Origin of the sequence: Microbacterium sp. Cr-K32 (assembly GCF_000708345.1) — a bacterium.
In the GTDB taxonomy this organism is placed as follows: domain Bacteria; phylum Actinomycetota; class Actinomycetes; order Actinomycetales; family Microbacteriaceae; genus Microbacterium; species Microbacterium maritypicum_A.
Genome location: NZ_JARD01000012.1, coordinates 300,452 through 317,390, shown reverse-complemented (window position 1 = coordinate 317,390; position 16,939 = coordinate 300,452). Strand labels below are relative to the sequence as shown.

Sequence of the window (16,939 nt, the reverse complement as noted above, 5' to 3'; positions counted from 1 at the left end):
GTGACAGGAACACGAGCAGAAGCGGCATTCTCGCGCGCTGTCACCGCATTCAGCACGCCGACTCTCGACCTCCTTCACGGACGTTTCGCGCCCTTCGTCGTCGCGTCCCTCTCGCTGCTGTTCACGGCAGACCGGGCGTCCATCCCGATCGCCGACGCCCAGGCCGAGCTCGCCGAGATCCTCGATGAGCTGAGGGGAGCGGGCTACGACGATGACGACCGCCGGGTTCCCGCAGGGACCGGCCGCGACGTCGCGCGGAACTGGGTGCGACTGGGCTGGCTGGTGCAGCAGATCGACGAGGACATCGAGGTGTACCGACTCTCCGCGCACGCCGTCGAGGCGCTGGAGATCGCCGGACGCACGGGCGGGGGGCGCACACGTGTATCCAACTCCCGTGTGCGAACGCTCCTCGACGCCGTGGAGCACCTCTCCGACAGCGCCGAGGCCGATCCCGAGCGTCGCCTGGCTCGTCTTCGCAAGGAGCGGGCGGCACTCGACGCCGAGATCGATCGGATCGAGGAATCGGGCAGGGCGGATCCGCTCGACGATGAAGAGCTGTTCGAAGAAGCGGAGAACGTGCTGCACCTGGCACGGGAGCTCCCCGCCGACTTCACCCGCGTCGCCGAGTCGCTCAAGCTCATGCAGCGCGACGTCGTCGCCCATCTGCGGCGTGACGAGCGCCCGACCGGCGAGGTGCTCCGCGAGTATCTGCGACGCGCGCAGGACGTGATGAACTCGACCCCGGAGGGGCGCGCGTTCTCCGGCGCCCTGCGGCTGATCGGCGATCCGGATCGCATCGACGCGCTCACCGAACAGCTGCACGGCCTGCTCCGGCAGCCGTTCGCCCGCATGCTCGACAGCACGCAGCGTGCCGAACTCGACGCCATCGGACGTCGGGTCGAGCTCGGCGTCGAAGAGGTCCTCGCCGCACAGCGTCGAGCGTCGCACGTCATCACCGGCCAGGTGAAGACCCACGATCCGCTGCGGGACCGTCAGATCGACGATCTGCTGCGCGACGTCATCGCCGCTCTCCACATCTGGGACGGTGCGGGGGCGAGCGACTCGCCGGTGCGCAGTCTCCCGCTCGCGGATCTGGGGCACCTCAGGCAGACGGTGAGCAGCATCCGCCCGCCGGCCGTCCCCGCACCTCTCGCGGACGCCGACGACGTCGAGTTCGCCGACGTCGACTCCCGCGCGTGGGGCGGTCCACGGTATGCGGAGCTCGAGGAGTACGTGTCGGGTCTCGGCCCGGAGTTCGACCTCGCCGCGGCCTTCACCCAGGGAGCCGACGATACCCGTCGTCCTGTCGACCTCGTCGGACTGCTCGAGATCGCGCACCGCAACGGCATGACCGAGGGCGAGGAGGTCTCGGTGGTCGAAGCGCGGCGTCCGGACGGATCGACGCGACGTTTCGCTTTCGGCGCCGTCACGGCGCGCAACCCGAAGGAAGAATCACATGCCTGAAGAGAGCCTCGTGACGGAGACGCCGGTCGAGGATCCGTTCATCGCCCCGGTCCCGATGGAAGACGACACCGAGGAGCACTTCGCGGGTGACCGCGGCACGCTGGACCCCGAGATCCGGCGCCTGCTCGCGCACATCCTCCAGCGCCGTTTCATCGCCGCGGAGCGCAACCGCCGGGAATGGGCCCTGCTGCTCGACCATCAGCACGTGATCGAGTCGCGCCTGAACGACCTCTACCTCCGCCTGGTCGTCGACCACGGCCGCGGGTTCGCATACAAGCAGCAGCTGCGCTCCGACGAGATCGACATGCCGGTGTTGCTGAAGGACGCGCCGTACACACGCGCCGAGACCCTGGTTCTCGTGCATCTGCGCACGGTCTATCAGCGCGAGTCCGCCGCCGGCGAGGCATCCGTGCGCATCGACATCGAGGATCTCGAGCAGACCGTGCTGAGCTACTTCAGTGACGTCGACGGCGGCACAGCCCGGCAGCAGAAGGCGATCCGGAACGCGATGGATCGCCTGGATCGAGAGGGCATCGTGCAGGAGGAGACCAGCGGGCGCTATCGCATCAGCGCGCTCGTCGAGGTCGTCCTGAGCGCCGAGACCCTGAAAGAACTCCGCGACTGGCTGCGGTCGCAGGAAGCGGTGGAACGATGACCATGGTCGACACGCTCTTCGGCCTCATCCCGGCGGGTTCGCGCGGGCAGCAGTGGGTGGCGGAGGAGCTGCAGCTGATCAACTGGGGCGGGTACGACGGCGGACCCCATCGTGTGCGCTTCTCGCCGCACGCGACCCTGCTCTGCGGAGGCTCGGGCTCCGGCAAGTCGACGTTGATGGATGCGTACATCGCCTTGATGATGCCGCACACGACGCCGTTCAACGGAGCGTCGAACGGTGGTGTGACGGGTCGCCCGCGCGGCGAGGAGCAGCGGAACATCCTCTCCTACGGGCGAGGGAAGATCGACGAATCCCGCACCGAGGAGGGCACGAAGCTGCGTGTGCTCCGCGGAGACGGGGAGGACACGTGGAGTGCGATCGCGACGACGTGGATCGACCACGACGGGTCGCGGTTCACGGCCGTGCGTGCGTGGTACATACCCGCGGATGCGCGCGTCCTCGAGGACACGACGCGGGTCAGGGCCACCGTGAACGGGGCGTTCGATCTGGGACTGCTGGAGCGCGCGGCGACGCAGCGGCTCTCGGATGCGTCGGTGCGGGCGACGGGGCTGGAGACCCTCGCGACGGACCGTGAGTTCTCGGCGCGCCTGCAGGCGGTGCTCGGGATCGGTGCGGCCGGCTCCGGCGCCAAGGCCATCAGTCTTCTGGCGAGGATCCAGGCCGGGCAGCAGATCACGACGGTCGACGATCTGTACAAGAAGCTCGTCCTCGAAGAGCCCGAGACCATGGCCACCGCAGATGCCGTCGTGGCGCATTTCGACGAGCTCGAGAGCACGCGCATGAGGATGCTCACGGCGAAGCAGCAGGTGAACGCGCTCGAGCCGATCCGGGGCATCAAAGACCGCATCGTCTCGGCGTCCGAGCGTGTGCGCGTGATCGACGAGGTCGGCGTGTTCACGGATCCGACCTCTCTGGCCGCCCTCTGGAACGCGCAGCGACGCCTCGATCTCCTGCGCGACGTGGAGGTCGAGCTGGGGGATCGTTCCCGCGCGCTGAGTCTTGCCGTGCGCGAGAAACGTGCTCTCGTCGATGCCGCGGATGTCGAGCGCGAAGGGCTTCTCGACGTGCTGCGCCAGTCCGGCGGCGACCGTCTCGAGACAGCTCAGCGCGAACTCCGCGTCGCCGAGCGCCGAGTGGACGACGTCCGGCGGGAGCGGGCGAAGTTCGACATCATCGTCCGCGAGCTGGGAGCGGAGGTGGAGACCGCCGCGCAGTTCGACGCCTTCGCCGCCGGCGTTCGGGGGTCGTCTCCGAAGTCCGAGATCCGTGCTGCCCGTGCCGCTTTCGCCGATGCCGAGAGCGCACGCCGGACGACGGAGGCCGAGATCCGCCGCCTGCGCGAGGAGCGTGAGAAGACGAGTCGCGTACGCGGAAGCATCCCCGCGCATCTCGACGAGTCGCGCAGCCTGCTCGCAGAGGCGGTCGGGCTCGACACGGCCGATCTTCCGTTCGTCGGCGAGCTCATCGAGCTGCGGACCGAGTTCGAGCCGTGGCGGGAGGCATTCAACCTCGCGCTCGGAGGCTTCGCCAGGACGCTTCTGATCGACGTCGAGCACCTCGCTTCGTTCCGCACGGCCATCAACTCCGTGCGCACCCCGGAACGTCTGAACTACGAAGGCGTCCATACCGGCATCCCCGAGGTGCGGAACGCCGACCCGAAGACGCTTCCCGGGCGGCTCGAGTACCTCCCGACGCCCTTCACCGGTTGGCTTCAGCAGCGACTTCAGGATCGCTTCGGATACGTCTGTGTCGACTCGTCGTCGCAGTTGGGCGCACACCAGAAGGCCCTCACGATCAGCGGCCAGGTGTCGCAGGGGAGTCGAGGTGCCCACGGAGGGCAGGGGCGCAGCAACGTCCTGGGCTTCACCAACGACCGTCGCCTGCGCGAGATCGACGAACAGCTGCGGCGGCTGACGGCGCAGCACGAGGAGTGCGCGTCCGCTGCGCACGAGGCCGAGGCCGCCCTCGACCATATCGAGGCGCGGTCGACATCCTTCGCGAAGATCGAGGACCTCACGTGGGAGCAGATCGATGTCGTCACGGTGGAGGCCGAGCGGGAGCGCTGGCTCGCGGTCGAAGCGGAGGTCACCACGGCCAGCCCCGAGATCGCGCAGCTCAAACGCCAGGCCGAAGAACTGCGGGCGCGGGCGGCGCGGCTCCGCGATGAAGAGGCGCGTCTCGGCAACGAGCTCGCTCAGACCCAGGAGCAGTGGGGTCGGGTCACCGACGACGTCGACAGCTGTCAGTCGGTCATCGACTCGGCCGCGGCATCCGGACTCGTGCTCGGGGACGGGCACGCCTCGTTCCTCGACAGCCGATTCCTGCACGCCGAGACCGGAGGATCCGCGACGGCGGCGCAGCGCCTGACCCATCTGGACACCGCCCTCAGGACGGCAGCGCAGCGCCTTCTCGATGACCGCCGCGAGGCGGCCGAGGCGCACGAGCAGCAGCGCGAGAGCATGCGCCGACTCATGACGGGGTTCCTCGAGCGCTGGGACACCCTCACGATCCTTCCGGATCCCGACGCTTCGGTCGGGGAGTTCGAGAGCATCCTGGAGGCTCTCCAGACCAACGGGCTCCACGAGCTGGAGACCGAGTGGCGCGACAGCCTGCTCAAACTGTCGGGAAACGACCTGACGAGTCTCGACTCGACGCTCAGCCGTTCGCTTCGTGAGATCAAGGACCGGATCGATCCGATCAACCGGATCATGGAGGAGCTGCCGTTCTACGACGACGATCATCGTCTGCAGATCACCCCCCGCGAGAACCAGACGGAGGCTCGCAAGCGTTTCCGCCGTGAGCTCCGTGAGGTGCGCGGACTCATCGATGCGGCGGCGACGGATGCGGAGCGGGAGACCGTGTACCGCAAGATGAGTCGCCTCATCGCGCGCATGCGCCGCACCGCCCCCGACTTCGCGGAGCTCATCGATGTGCGAAACCATGTGCGGGTGAGCGCGGAGCGCGTCACAGCCGCCACGCGAGAGCACGTCGCCCTCTACGATCACATCGGTGAGAAGTCCGGAGGCGAGTCGCAGGAACTCGTCGCGTTCATCGTCGGGGCCGCCCTCCGGTACCAGCTCGGAGACGCGGGCGCCGCTCGACCTCGCTATGCGCCGGTGTTCATGGACGAGGCGCTGATCAAGGCCGACGCCCACTTCACCAAGCGCGCGATCGGTGCGTGGCGCGGGCTCGGCTTCCAGCTCGTCATCGGTGCGCCGAACGACAAGTACAGCGCGATCGAGCCGCATGTGGACGTCGAGTACGACATCCTCAAGGACACGCGCGGTCGGTCTTGGGCCAAGGCGAAGGTGGGTCTGCCGGAAGCGGGGGTCTGACCGTCGGTCGTCGACGGGCGAGCAGCCGTATCGTCAGTCGCACTCCCCGAGGAACCCGAGGTAGCAGACGGCCTCGTGAGTGACTGCTGCTTCGTAGTCGTTGTTCGAGACCTGTCGCGTCGCGACCTCCGGCGTGCGGGTGAGGTGGCCGAAGTCTCCGAGCGAGGCGACGACCGATCCTTCGGAGTCCTCCGCGCGCATGCGATCGATCTCGGCGCGATGCTGTTCGCAGAGCATCGCCGCGGCGGGAACGAGCTCGACGCCGGCGCAGGCTCCCGCATACTGGGCCTCCATCGCGTCGATGCAGTCGGTCCAGTCCTGATCGACGGCGCACGGGCTCACGCCGTCGTCCGCCACCAGGTACAGACCGGTCTCGTACTCCTCGCTGTGGAAGGTCTCGGGCTTCTCGGGCGCATCGACCTTCGTCCAGTGCCGGGCGGTGGTGAACGCCACCACCACGACGATGATCGCGAGCAGCAGCAGGGCACCGACGATGGACAGCGCGACCCAGAGACCGACCCGGCTCTTCTTCTCAGGTCCGCCGGGCACCGGGGCACCGGGAGAAGGGATCGCTGTGGTCGGCGTACCGGCGTACGCCGGCGGAGCGGATGCGAACGCCGCGGTCTGGGCGAAGTCGTGTCCGCCGAGCGGCACCGTCTCGGCGGCCGGGGGCGTCTCGGGTGCGGGGAACGCGGGAGCGGCAGGCTCCGTCTGCGGGTTCATGGACTGCCAGTACGCGTACCAGCTCCGGGCGGCGTGCGGGTCGGCCGCGACCTGCTGGGCTTCGGTGTCCGAGAGCCGGATGCCCAGCCCCTGCCGGGAACCGGCGTCCACCAGTGCGGAACAGAACTCCTCGAGTGACAGCGCCATGTTCGTGATGATGGCAGAAAGCCGCCTCGTCCGACAATCCGCTCGCGAACGCGATGTCTCCGGCATCCGCAAGAATATCGAGGTGATCGGTATGAGGAGCTTCTGGAACGCCCTACCCACGGAGGGGCGGTGGTTGCTGTCGACGGTCGCGATCCAGACGCTCGGTCGCGGTATGACCCTGCCGTTCACGATCATCTATTTCCATGAGGTGCGCGGCTTCGACCTCGGCATCTCCGGAGCGCTGATGAGTCTCATCGCGATCACCGGGCTGATCGTCACAGGCCCCGGAGGGACTCTCATCGATCGCTTCGGCGCACGGCGGGTGCTGATCGTCGGGCTGCTGTCGATGATCGCGGGATGCGCGCTGCTGGCCTACGCCACCCATCCGGTTGTCGCCGCCGTCGCGGTCATACTGATCGGGGTGAACTTCGGCGTCTCCTGGCCCGGCTTCAACGCCCTCATCGCCACGGTGGTCGAGGGAGAGGTACGTCAGCAGTACTTCGGTGTGAACTTCGCGCTCGTCAACCTGGGGATTGGCGTCGGAGGCGTGATCGGCGGCTTCTTCGTGGACGTGAGCGATACCGCCACCTTCACGACGATCTTCCTCGTCGACGCCGCGAGCAGCCTCATCCCGCTCGCGCTCCTCCTCGGACCGCTCCGCCGTGTGCGCACGCAGCACGACGCCGAGGCCGACGCCCCTCCGGTGGGCGGGTATCGAGAGATCCTGCGGCGGCGGGCCGTGCTCTGGCTGACTCTTCTGACCTTCCTTTCGGTCTTCATCGGATACGGCCAGATGGAGGCGGGCTTCCCGGCGTTCGCCCGCCAGGTGTCACAGGTGTCGACGCAGGTCGTCGGCATCGCATTCGCCGTGAACACCGCGGTGATCGTGCTTCTGCAGTTCGCCGTGCTCCGGGTCATCTCCGGCAAGAGGCGCACGCGGGTGATGCAGGTGATGGCCCTCATCTGGGCCCTGTCGTGGGTGGTGCTCGGGGCGACGGGCTTCCTGCCGGACACAGTCGCCGCCGCCATCGGCGTCATCGCCTACATGGGAGTCTTCGCGTTCGGAGAGACGATGCTGCAGCCCACCGTTCCCGCGATCTACAACGATCTCGCGTCCGACCGCACGCGCGGCCGGTACAACGCGATCAATTCCGCGGCGTTCCAGGGCGGTGCGATCACGGGCCCGCTCGTGGCGGGTGTGATGCTCGGTGCGGGACTGGACATCGGGTTCATCGGCGTCATGATCGCGGGAAGCCTGGCGGTCGGTGTGCTGGCGCTCGTGCTGGAGCGGGCGGTACCACCGGCTGCGAACGGCGCACCCGACATCCATCGAACGGTCGACGTCGACGACGCGCGGACGCAATAGGCTCCCCTCATGGCTCTGGAGTCTCTCTTCCTCCGTTTGGACCGGATCGCCGGTGGACGAAAGGCCGGCGTCGCGATCAGCGAGGCGGACCGCACGCATCCCAAGACCGTCCGGGCATTCACCTGGATTCTCTGGCTCCTGGTGGTCGAACTCGTCATCGGCGTCGGTGCGGTCATCGTCGCATTGGTGCTGGCGGTCGATGGCGAGTCGGTGTCGTTCGCGGTCTGGATGCGCACCCTCGTCGTGCTCGCGATGACCGCGACGTTGTTCTACTTCGCGTGGCGAGCGCAGCGCGGGTGGCGGTGGGCGTACCAGCGCCTGCGCCTGTTCGCCCAGATCTTCCCCGTGATCACGCTGGTCATGGCGGCGATCCCCGGCCTCTATCCGCTCTGGATGGTGTCGGAGCAGATCGTCTTCAGCCTGATCATGATCGGTATCGCCGACTTCCTGACGAGCGATCACATGCGCAGCACGTTCGCGGCACCGGACGTCGAGCCGACCGCGGAATAGCACGGTAGTCGCCGCGACGCCACTCCCTTCCGCGTATCCCACGGCGCCGCCATCCTCGATCGAAGGCATTCGAGGGAGGCAGCAGCATGGCGAGACTGATCCGTGTGGTTCCGGGGGAGGACCCGGGCTTCCGACGTGTGCGATCCGGATCCGGATTCCGCTACGTCGACCCGGCCGGTGAGACGGCGCCCGAGGCCGATCGGGAGCGGATCCACGACCTCGTGATCCCACCCGCGTGGCATGACGTGTGGATCGCGGCCGACCCGCTCGCGCACATCCAGGCGGTCGGCGTCGATGGCGCGGGACGCAAGCAGTACCTCTATCACCCCCTATGGCGAGTCACCCGGGATCGCCGGAAGTTCGTGCGGGCGCTGGATCTCGCGGCCGCGCTTCCTCGAGCGAGGGCCCAGGTCACCCGTGCGCTCGCGCAGGAGGGGCAGACGAAGGAGCGCGCCCTCGCCGTCGCCTTCCGGCTTCTCGACGATGCGGCCCTCCGCATCGGGTCGGAACGGTATCTCGTCCGCCACGGGAGCCGCGGTCTCACCACACTGCGGAGGCGGGATGTGCGGGTGGAGGGGAGCGAACTGGCGCTCTCGTTCCCTGCCAAGAGCGGCCGTACGGCGTCGATCGAGATCACCGACGAGACGCTCGCCGAGGCGTTGACCGACTTCGCCGCGGGGAAGTCTGCGGCCTTCCTGCTTGCGTACCGCCGAGGGCGTCGGCGGGTACGCATCACACCCGCCGAGGTCAATGCGTACCTCCGAGATGTCACGGGTGCCGCTTTCACGGCGAAGGACTTCCGCACTCTTCACGGCACGATCATCGCGGCCGACGCCCTCGCTCGGATCGGTGAGCTCGACAGCCGCAACCACCGGAGCCAGGCGGAGCGCCTCGCCGTGCAGGCGGCGGCGACGGCGCTGGGCAACACGACCGCCGTCGCACGCGGAAGCTACATCGATCCACGGGTGTTCAGTCAGTACGCGCGCGGACGGACACTCGATCTCTCGGTGACCCCTGAGACGGCCATCCGGCGTCTTCTCGGCGGACCGCAGATCTCACGTAAGGTCACCCGACGAAGTGCAGCCAGACGACGGCGATGAGCATCGGCACCAGGGGCGTGGCCACTGCCAGGAGAACGGGCCACCATCGCACGCGCGTGTCGACCCCGCGTGCCCGATCGGCGAGAGTGTCGCCGTCGCGGCGGTAGGACGCCGGGTCCAGCGGTTCGGCGGCCTCGTCGCGATAGAGCATGGTGCGGCGTCCGAAGCGGTCGTACAAGGCAGCGATCACGGCGAGGAAGGCGCGCAGCTCTTCATCGTCGGTCAGGTCGACGGCGGGGAAGTACACGTGGAGCGTGCTGTCAATGATCTCCAGATCGAGGTCGGCGCTCTGGTCGAGGAGCACGACCATCAGGTCGGGTGTGAGCACGTAGAGCGCATCCGTCTCGTAGCCCGTCGGCACCGAAACCTCGAAGACGTCGCTGAAGTCGCCCTCGAGTCGAATCCGGGACGCGCCCGTCGGACGTCGGGGGAGCACGCTGAGTGCGCCGCCGCCGCGCCGTGATCGGAGCGTGATACGCGGCGCTTCGGAAGGAAGGGGGATCCGCACCGCCCGCACCGTGTGCATCGTCGCCCCCTCGCGGTCGCCGACGACGAACGTGCGCTCGATGCTGTCGAAGGGGAGGGCCGCGTGTCGCGCGTCCAGATGATCCCGTGCGGTTCGGGCGCCGCGATCGATCTGCTCATCGATGGAGCCACCCCACACGCGGTCGCCGATATCCGTGCGGAACTCCCAGCCGAGTGTCTCTGCGACGGCGGCGAGAGCGGCCCGATGTCGATGATGCCGGCGAACGGCGATCGTCGACGAGGCGACGATCGCCGCGCAGAGAAGCATCGCGGCGACCTGCGCGAGCACGAGCGTCGCGCCGGTCAGGCCGAAGCCCACGGGCAGCAGGTAGAACGCGATCACGGCGGCGATGCCGACCGTTGCCAGCGACGACCCGATGAGGGCGAGGCCGCCCGGCACGCGCTCGTCGGCGTGCGGGGCGGACTCGCCTTCCAGGAGCGTCGCCACCGTCAGGGCTTGTACACGATGGCGATGTTCAGCTGATCGCCCTCACGTGCCCACGCGAGCCAACGCGGCTCGACCGTACCGGTGAGTCGCTGGATCGGGATCACGTAGATGCCCTGGTCCAGGCGGCTCAGAGCGCGGAACTCGGGCTTCTTCGAGATCCAGATGGTGCCGCCCCCGTCCCAGGGCTCGAGGCAGGTGTACACATAGCCGTGCGCGCGCAGGTTGACCTGGTCGGCGAGGGCATCCGCTTGCTGCCGGAGTTCGGAGACGACCTCCGCGGGCACGGTTCCGTCGAGGGTGAAGGCCGCGACGTCGTACACGTTCCCCTCGCCGTAGTCCCGTGTGGTGAGCAGCGTCAGCTCCGTGACGCCCTTGTCGGAGGTGCGGGTCCACAGTGCGTGCGAGCTCTTGGCCCGCTTGTTCATCAGGAACCCGCCGAAGTTCATCTTCTGAAAGGAGAAGTCGTCGAGTTTCGCTGCGATCGCTGCACGTGTCGTCATGGGGTTCGTCTCCTCGTCCGGGAGGTCGCGGTCGGCCTCTCCGTCGAGCGAGCATAGGGGCGATGAGCACAGGGCCGTCCGACTCCGAACGAGCCCGAACGGCCGCCGTCCGTCGCCGCGACGGCGTGCCATAGGCTCGACTCATGCCCGCCCCGCGCACCCTCGACGAGCTCTGTCTGGGGCTCGGACGGATGCGCGCGAACGCGGGATCACCGTCGTATGCCGAGATCGCCCGTCGCATCGGCGGCCTGCGCGACGGCGCAGAGCCGCCCAAGGTGACCGTGTACGACTGCTTCCGCCCGGGGCGGAGGCGACTCGATGAACGCCTGGTCGGCGACATCGTGCTCGCCCTCGGCGGTGACGATGCCGAAGCCGGCATCTGGCGGGAGAACGCGCGTCTCCTCAACGGTGAGAGAGCGGGTGTGCACGTCGAGGTGACGCTCGATGTTCGGGACGCGGCGGGAGCGGACGTCGGACGGGAAGAGCTGCTGGCCTCGCTCCCCGAGGCCGATATCCTCCTCCTCACCGGTCTGCCGGGAGCGGGGAAGACCACTCTCGCGACGGCGCTGGCCGGTCCGTCACCCGTGCTCACCGTGCATCTGCGCGAATCGGACGTGGATCGTCCCCGAGCCGACCCGATCGATGTCCTCCGGCGGATGCTGGGAGCCCTCGGCGTCCGCTCTCTTCCTTACGAGCTGTCGCGGCTGCGCGAAGGGCTGCAGTCCGCGGCGCGAGGCATGACCGTGATCATCGAGGACGCGAGCGATGCCAGGCGTCTCGCCGCGCTGCTCGTCCCCGGTGTGCGATTCATCGTGACGACGCGCGTCGACCTTGCCGACCTGGAGGAGCGGATCTCGGCGATGGGTGCACGCGTGGCGCGGGTCCTCGTCCCACCGATGACGAGCGCCGAAGCCCTCCGACTCCTCACCCATCTCCTCCGGGGGGACGACGCGTCGTCAGGGGCCGACGCCGATGCCGACGCCGACGTGAACGTGCACGCGGATGCGCTGCGCCGCATCGTCGCCGTCGGCGGGGGTCTCCCTCTCGATCTCGCGATGCTGGCGGGGATCGTGCGGGAGCACGAGGGCTGGTCGTTCCAGGATCTCGCATCGCGGTTCGAGCACGAGCCTCGTGATCTGCGCATCCGCTCCGTCCTGGAGGCGGCGACCCGGTCGCTGTCCCCCTCCGAGGAAGCCCTGCTCGCGGACGCCGCGCTGTTGGACAGGGACATCGACGAAGGAGTGCTCCTGGCCGCGGGCGGGGCGTCGTCCGCCCTCGATCTGCACCGGCTGCACGCCCGCCATCTGGTCGAACTGCGCGACGGCCGAGTGCGCATGCACGACACGGTCTTCGCCTTCGCTGCGTCTCGGTCACGATCACTGCGCCCGTCGTCCACCCGCAGAGGGTTCGTGGAGAGGTCCGCGTCTGCGGTGCTCGCGCGGATCCACGAAGATCCCGACTTCGCCGCACGTGCGGTCACGACGGTGCTCGCGGTCGCGGCGGCGGCCCGCGAGCACGGCCTCGACTCCTCGGTGGAGCGGCTGGCGATCGAGGCGCATCCCGCGCTCTCACGCTGGTCGTTCTGGAACGAGTCGCTGCGGCTGCACGACCTCGCGTCGCGAGGAGACGGGCTCGACCTGGTCCCGGACATCGCCCTCGGCATCGCGCACTGCGCCGAGAAGCTCGGGCGCCTCGACGAAGCGCTGGTGACCCTCAATCGCGTGCGCCGCATCGCCTCGGGTGCGGCGCTGGCGCGCACGTGGAATCAGATAGGCAACGTGCAGCGCTGGATGAGTCACCTCGATGAGGCTGTGGAATCGTACGAACGAGCGATCGCGCACGCACGGGACGCGGGGGACCGGATCGTCGAGGGCCGTGCCACCGGGAATCACGCCGACACCCTTCGTATCCTCGCCCGCTATCCGGAGGCGCTGGAGCGCTACGCGAGTGCCCTGTCCATGGCGCAGGCCGAAGGCGATGAGCTCAACATCGCCGTCGTCCGTGGCAACCGCCCGCTGCTGCTCCTCGCCATCGGTCGACTCGATGACGCGGAGGTGGAGCTGCACGGGCTGTTGGACGAGTCGAATGGCGAGCCGCTGCCCTTCGTCCGGCGTACTCTGGCCCTCGTCGCAGAGGCACGAGGCGATGATGTGCGCGCCCGCGAGCTCTGTGCGACTGCGATGCAGACGCTGGCGACCGCGGGCGAGTATGCGACCTCTGCCGACCTCGTGCTCCTGCACGCGCGTATCGACGGACGAGCGGGAGATGTCCGGAAGGCGACGGCTGCCGCGGAACAGATCCTCCGTGAGGCGGAGCGCGCGGGCTCGCCGTTGATCGCGACAGAGGCTGCGAACTCCCTCGCCGAGATCCTGCTGTCTGCGAACACGGAAGACCTGGCGGATGCGGGCGCGGTCCTGCACGAGGCTGAACGACACGCGCAGGAGGCCCGGAGCATCGCAGAGGCGACCGGTGATCGTGCCGAAGTGGCACGAAGCGATGCGATCCTCTCGTCCATCGCGCGGGTGCGAGAAGACGAGAAGTCCGCCGAGGCACGCGCTCACGCTTCGGCACAGGTCTACGCCGAGATCGGGCATCGTCTCCAGAACGCCTGATCCGTCGCACGAGGGTCTGTCCGCCTCGCCTCCGGATGCCAGGATGGAAGCATGGACACAGCCAACCTCACCCGCGAGGAGACCGCAGCGCGATCCGCTGCCGTCACCGTGCACCGCATCCGCGTCGAGCTCGATCTGACCGGAGCGCCGGAGCGTGCTCGGACCGGGTTCCCCAGCGTGACGACGCTCGAGTTCGACGCGACCACCGACACGACGTGGCTCGACTTCATCGGCGAGGGCGTTCAGCGGGTCTCCGTGAACGGGGTCGACCGGGAGATCGTCTACGACGGGGCACGCATCTCGCTCTCCGGGCTCGCCGCGTCCAACCTCGTGCGGGTCGAAGCGGTCGGAACGTACAGCCGTTCCGGTGAGGGACTGCATCGCTTCCACGACCCCGTCGACGATGAGACCTATCTGTACACGCAGTACGAGCCGGCGGATTCGCGACGCGTCATGGCATGCTTCGAGCAGCCCGACATGAAGGCCGAGTACACGTTCGTGGTGGACGCGCCGACCGGATGGGAGGTGCTCTCCAACCAGTCTCCGACGCATACCGACCTCGGCGTCGGTGTGCAACGTGTGGAGTTCGCCCCCACGCTGCCGATCTCGAGCTACATCACCGCCGTCGCTGCGGGACCGTACTCCCGCGTGGATGGGGAGTGGCAGCGCGGCGAGCAGAGCGTCACGCTCGGGGTGTTCGTCCGGAGGTCGCTCGCTCCGCACCTCGAGGCCGAGGAGATCCTCGAGGTCACACGCCAGGGTCTCGACTTCTTCATCGACGCCTTCGCCTCCCCGTATCCGTGGGGCAAGTACGACCAGATCTTCGTGCCGGAATACAACCTCGGTGCCATGGAGAACCCCGGTCTGGTCACGTTCACGGAGTCGTACCTCTCCCGCGGCGCGGCGACCGATGCGCAGCGCGCGGCTCGCGCCAACACGATCCTGCACGAGATGGCCCACATGTGGTTCGGCGATCTCGTCACGATGACGTGGTGGGACGATCTGTGGCTCAAGGAGTCTTTCGCCGACTACATGGGAGCGCACGCCTCAGCGGTCGCGACGCGCTATCACGATGCGTGGGTCAAGTTCGCCGCGAGTCGCAAGGCATGGGCGTACCAGCAGGACCAACTGCCGACGACGCACCCCATCGTGGCGGACATCACCGATCTCGAGGCCGCCAAGCTGAACTTCGACGGGATCACTTACGCCAAGGGTGCCGCCGTGCTCAAGCAGCTCGTCGCCTTCGTCGGGGACGAGGCCTTCTTCGAGGGGGCGCGGCGCTACTTCGCCGTCAACGCGTTCGGCAACACCACCCTCGACGACTTCCTGGTGCAGCTGAGCGCCGTGTCGGGGCGCGATATGAGCGACTGGTCCAGGGCATGGCTGCAGACGTCCGGCGTGTCGACGCTCTGGACGGAGACCGACCCCGAGGGACGACAGATCCTCGTGCAGACCGACCCACGGCCGCATCGACTCCGGATCGGACTGTACGAGCGCGCGGACGGTCGTATCGTCCGCCGTGAGCAGCGCGAGCTCGACGTGGTCGGAGAGCGCACGGAGCTCGACCTGCCCGGGGTCGATCTCGTCCTGCTCAATGACGATGACCTCACATACGTCAAGGCGCGTCTCGACGAGGGCTCTCTCATCACCGTCGAGGAATCCCTCTCGGCGATCGACGATCCGCTGGCCCGTGCACTCGTCTGGTCGTCGTTGTGGAATGCGACGCGGGACGGCGAACTCGCCGCGCAGCGCTATCTCGCGATCGTCCGCTCCCATGCGCCTCACGAGTCCAATATCGGGCTGCTGACGGGAGTCCTCGCGAACGCGATCTACACGATCCGCCATTATGTCTCCGCGACCAGCCGCGAAGAGGAGCAGCGGACGTGGACCGACGGCGTGTGGAGCGCGCTGGTATCCGCCGAGGCCGGCAGTGACGCGCAGCTCTCCTGGGCACGGGCGTTCGCGACCGCATCCGCTTTCGACGACGAGCATCATGCACAGGTGCGAGCACTGCTCGAGGGTGATGCGCCGGAGGGACTCGTCATCGATCCCGACCTGCGCTGGCAGCTGCTCGGTGCGCTCGTCACCACCGGACATGCCGACCTGGCCGATGTGGCGGTCGAAGAGCAGCGGGATGACACGGGCGACGGTCGAACAGCCGCACGCCGGGCTCGGGCATCGCGCCCGGATGCGGCGGTACGTCGCGACGCGTGGCAGTCCGCCTGGGAGGATCTCGCGCTCAGCAACGATCACCTCGATGCCGAGATCAGCGGCTTCCGGGCCGGCGGGCGGCGCGACCTGATCGCCGGGTTCGACGCGGAGTACTTCGCCAGGATCGTCCAAGCCTGGGACGAGCGCAGCATCGAGATCGCACGACGGCTGGTCATCGGTCTGTTCCCTGCCGGGGACTCCCTGGATGCCGTCGACGCGTGGTTGGCTGCCAACACAGCGGCGCCGGCGGCATTGCGGCGTCTCGTGGTCGAGCAGCGCGACCACCTCGCGCGGGACCTCCGGGTCAGGGCCGCACAGGACTGAGCCTGCGCGGCCCCGGCTGCTCAGCGTCCGAGGGCCTCCTTCAGGGCCTTGCCTTCGCTGCTCTCCGCCATCGTGTCCCACAGGTCGGCAGAGCTCAACGAGACGTATACCCCAGGCGCTCCTTGTCCGCCGCATCCGTCCCCGTAGGAGACGACACCGATCTGATAGGCGGTCTCGCGAGCGGGCGGCTGGCGGAAGAGGGGGCCGCCGCTGTCGCCCTGACAGGAGTCCTTGCCGACGACCCCGGCGCACAGGTTGACGTCGGGCCGGAAAGCACCGTAGCCGAGCTCGCACTCGGCAGTCGCGAGCATCGGCACCTGTACCTGACGAAGACGGTCGGGGAAGTTGGCGAGAGCGGTGTCCGTGTTCCCCCAGCCGATGACGGTCGCACTCTGACCGGGGCGCAGCAGGGCGTCCGTCCCCTTGGTCGGCAGCTTCACCGGGACGATGCCCTGGACGGGCGCGTCCAGCACGAGGAAGGCGACGTCATAGGCACTGTCGCCGGCGAGGTAGCGAGGATGGACGATGGGCTCGGCGCCGGGGGACTCGGACAGCCCGCGTTCCTGTCCCTGCGTACTGTCGGACAACACCGTACGCCCCACGACCACCGAGACGCCGTCGACGTCGATCGTCGGCAGACCGGTGAGGAAGTCCGTGCCGGTGACGCAGTGCGCTGCGGTCATCACCAGCGTCGGGCCCAGGAGCGAGCCCCCGCAGAAGGATTCGCCGCCGGCCTGGAGCGAAGCCATGAACGGGTAGGCGTCGTTCGGGACCGCCTGGCCCCCGATGATGCGCGACAGCGCGCGCTCGTCCTGGTCCGGTGGGGTCGTGCCGTCATTCGTCGTGGCGCCTGCTGCGGGCCCGATCAGCAGGCTGGCGCAGATGACGGCGGCGCCGGTAATCCCGGCGCCGAGAATCTTCTTCGTTCTGGATCGTACGGTCGTCATGGTGATCTCCGTTCAGATGAGTGATGGGTAACACGCTACTGCGCAGTCAGT

General features: G+C 68.3%; 12 protein-coding genes. 8 read left to right on the top strand and 4 right to left on the bottom strand.

Translation table 11 applies throughout. The features are described 5' to 3' along the window. Genes GZ64_RS0105920 through GZ64_RS0105910 form a run of 3 tightly spaced genes read left to right on the top strand, consistent with a single transcriptional unit; the run spans window position 1 to window position 5,475 of the window. Window positions 1–1,464, top strand: coding sequence for a DUF3375 domain-containing protein (locus GZ64_RS0105920; protein WP_029259063.1), 1,464 nt, complete (start codon window positions 1–3; stop codon window positions 1,462–1,464). Continuing rightward, entirely contained in the window at window positions 1,457–2,119 is a 663-nt protein-coding gene (locus tag GZ64_RS0105915) for a DUF4194 domain-containing protein (RefSeq protein ID WP_029265488.1), read from the top strand. Before GZ64_RS0105920 ends, GZ64_RS0105915 begins: the two co-directional genes overlap by 8 nt. Beyond that, window positions 2,116–5,475, top strand: a complete 3,360-nt coding sequence (locus GZ64_RS0105910; RefSeq protein ID WP_029265487.1) for an ATP-binding protein — start codon at window positions 2,116–2,118, stop codon at window positions 5,473–5,475. Before GZ64_RS0105915 ends, GZ64_RS0105910 begins: the two co-directional genes overlap by 4 nt. A 33-nt stretch (window positions 5,476–5,508) precedes the next feature. Here the strand turns inward: GZ64_RS0105910 and GZ64_RS0105905 are convergent, their stop codons facing one another. Continuing rightward, on the bottom strand, window positions 5,509–6,345 hold the full coding sequence (locus GZ64_RS0105905; RefSeq protein ID WP_029265486.1) for a hypothetical protein: 837 nt from the start codon (window positions 6,343–6,345) through the stop codon (window positions 5,509–5,511). Here GZ64_RS0105905 and GZ64_RS0105900 point away from each other — a divergent pair. The 3 genes from GZ64_RS0105900 to GZ64_RS0105890 all read left to right on the top strand — a co-directional run bounded on the left by GZ64_RS0105900 (window position 6,344) and on the right by GZ64_RS0105890 (window position 9,321). After that, a complete protein-coding gene (locus tag GZ64_RS0105900; protein ID WP_051667863.1) occupies window positions 6,344–7,711 on the top strand; it encodes an MFS transporter in 1,368 nt (455 codons plus the stop codon). The genes GZ64_RS0105905 and GZ64_RS0105900 overlap by 2 nt on opposite strands. Before the next feature lie 9 nt (window positions 7,712–7,720). Next, entirely contained in the window at window positions 7,721–8,221 is a 501-nt protein-coding gene (locus GZ64_RS0105895) for a hypothetical protein (protein WP_021200408.1), read from the top strand. Window positions 8,222–8,307: 86 nt separating this feature from the next. Then, on the top strand, window positions 8,308–9,321 hold the full coding sequence (locus tag GZ64_RS0105890) for a DNA topoisomerase IB (RefSeq protein ID WP_021200409.1): 1,014 nt from the start codon (window positions 8,308–8,310) through the stop codon (window positions 9,319–9,321). On the opposite strand, the gene GZ64_RS0105885 is transcribed toward GZ64_RS0105890, so the two are convergent. Together GZ64_RS0105885 and GZ64_RS0105880 are read right to left on the bottom strand one after the other, a co-directional pair. Next, window positions 9,287–10,294: a hypothetical protein gene (locus GZ64_RS0105885; protein ID WP_029265484.1), complete on the bottom strand. Its 1,008-nt coding sequence runs from the start codon at window positions 10,292–10,294 to the stop codon at window positions 9,287–9,289. The genes GZ64_RS0105890 and GZ64_RS0105885 overlap by 35 nt on opposite strands. 2 nt (window positions 10,295–10,296) lie before the next feature. Further along, window positions 10,297–10,794, bottom strand: a complete 498-nt coding sequence (locus tag GZ64_RS0105880; RefSeq protein WP_029265483.1) for a hypothetical protein — start codon at window positions 10,792–10,794, stop codon at window positions 10,297–10,299. 143 nt (window positions 10,795–10,937) lie between these two features. Here GZ64_RS0105880 and GZ64_RS0105875 point away from each other — a divergent pair, with 143 nt between their 5' ends. Together GZ64_RS0105875 and pepN are read left to right on the top strand one after the other, a co-directional pair. After that, window positions 10,938–13,406 (top strand): tetratricopeptide repeat protein, encoded by a 2,469-nt coding sequence (locus tag GZ64_RS0105875; protein WP_029265482.1) that lies wholly within the window; start codon window positions 10,938–10,940, stop codon window positions 13,404–13,406. A 51-nt stretch (window positions 13,407–13,457) separates the two neighbouring features. Continuing rightward, window positions 13,458–15,941 carry an aminopeptidase N gene (gene pepN, locus GZ64_RS0105870; RefSeq protein ID WP_029265481.1) on the top strand — a complete coding sequence of 828 codons (2,484 nt, stop codon included), beginning with the start codon at window positions 13,458–13,460 and terminating at the stop codon, window positions 15,939–15,941. Between the two features lie 20 nt (window positions 15,942–15,961). Here pepN and GZ64_RS0105865 read toward each other — a convergent pair whose 3' ends face one another. Then, window positions 15,962–16,888 carry a S1 family peptidase gene (locus tag GZ64_RS0105865; protein WP_197020506.1) on the bottom strand — a complete coding sequence of 309 codons (927 nt, stop codon included), beginning with the start codon at window positions 16,886–16,888 and terminating at the stop codon, window positions 15,962–15,964. Window positions 16,889–16,939: the final 51 nt, after the last annotated feature.

What these genes read in the sequence shown, in the direction of transcription:
- GZ64_RS0105915 (WP_029265488.1), top strand. Translation starts at nt 1,457, where the DNA reads ATGCCTGAAGAGAGCCTCGTGACGGAGACGCCGGTCGAGGATCCGTTC.
- GZ64_RS0105910 (WP_029265487.1), top strand. Translation starts at nt 2,116, where the DNA reads ATGACCATGGTCGACACGCTCTTCGGCCTCATCCCGGCGGGTTCGCGC.
- GZ64_RS0105900 (WP_051667863.1), top strand. Translation starts at nt 6,344, where the DNA reads ATGTTCGTGATGATGGCAGAAAGCCGCCTCGTCCGACAATCCGCTCGC.
- GZ64_RS0105905 (WP_029265486.1), bottom strand. Translation starts at nt 6,345, where the DNA reads ATGGCGCTGTCACTCGAGGAGTTCTGTTCCGCACTGGTGGACGCCGGT.
- GZ64_RS0105895 (WP_021200408.1), top strand. Translation starts at nt 7,721, where the DNA reads ATGGCTCTGGAGTCTCTCTTCCTCCGTTTGGACCGGATCGCCGGTGGA.
- GZ64_RS0105890 (WP_021200409.1), top strand. Translation starts at nt 8,308, where the DNA reads ATGGCGAGACTGATCCGTGTGGTTCCGGGGGAGGACCCGGGCTTCCGA.
- GZ64_RS0105880 (WP_029265483.1), bottom strand. Translation starts at nt 10,794, where the DNA reads ATGACGACACGTGCAGCGATCGCAGCGAAACTCGACGACTTCTCCTTT.
- GZ64_RS0105875 (WP_029265482.1), top strand. Translation starts at nt 10,938, where the DNA reads ATGCCCGCCCCGCGCACCCTCGACGAGCTCTGTCTGGGGCTCGGACGG.
- pepN (WP_029265481.1), top strand. Translation starts at nt 13,458, where the DNA reads ATGGACACAGCCAACCTCACCCGCGAGGAGACCGCAGCGCGATCCGCT.
- GZ64_RS0105865 (WP_197020506.1), bottom strand. Translation starts at nt 16,888, where the DNA reads ATGACGACCGTACGATCCAGAACGAAGAAGATTCTCGGCGCCGGGATT.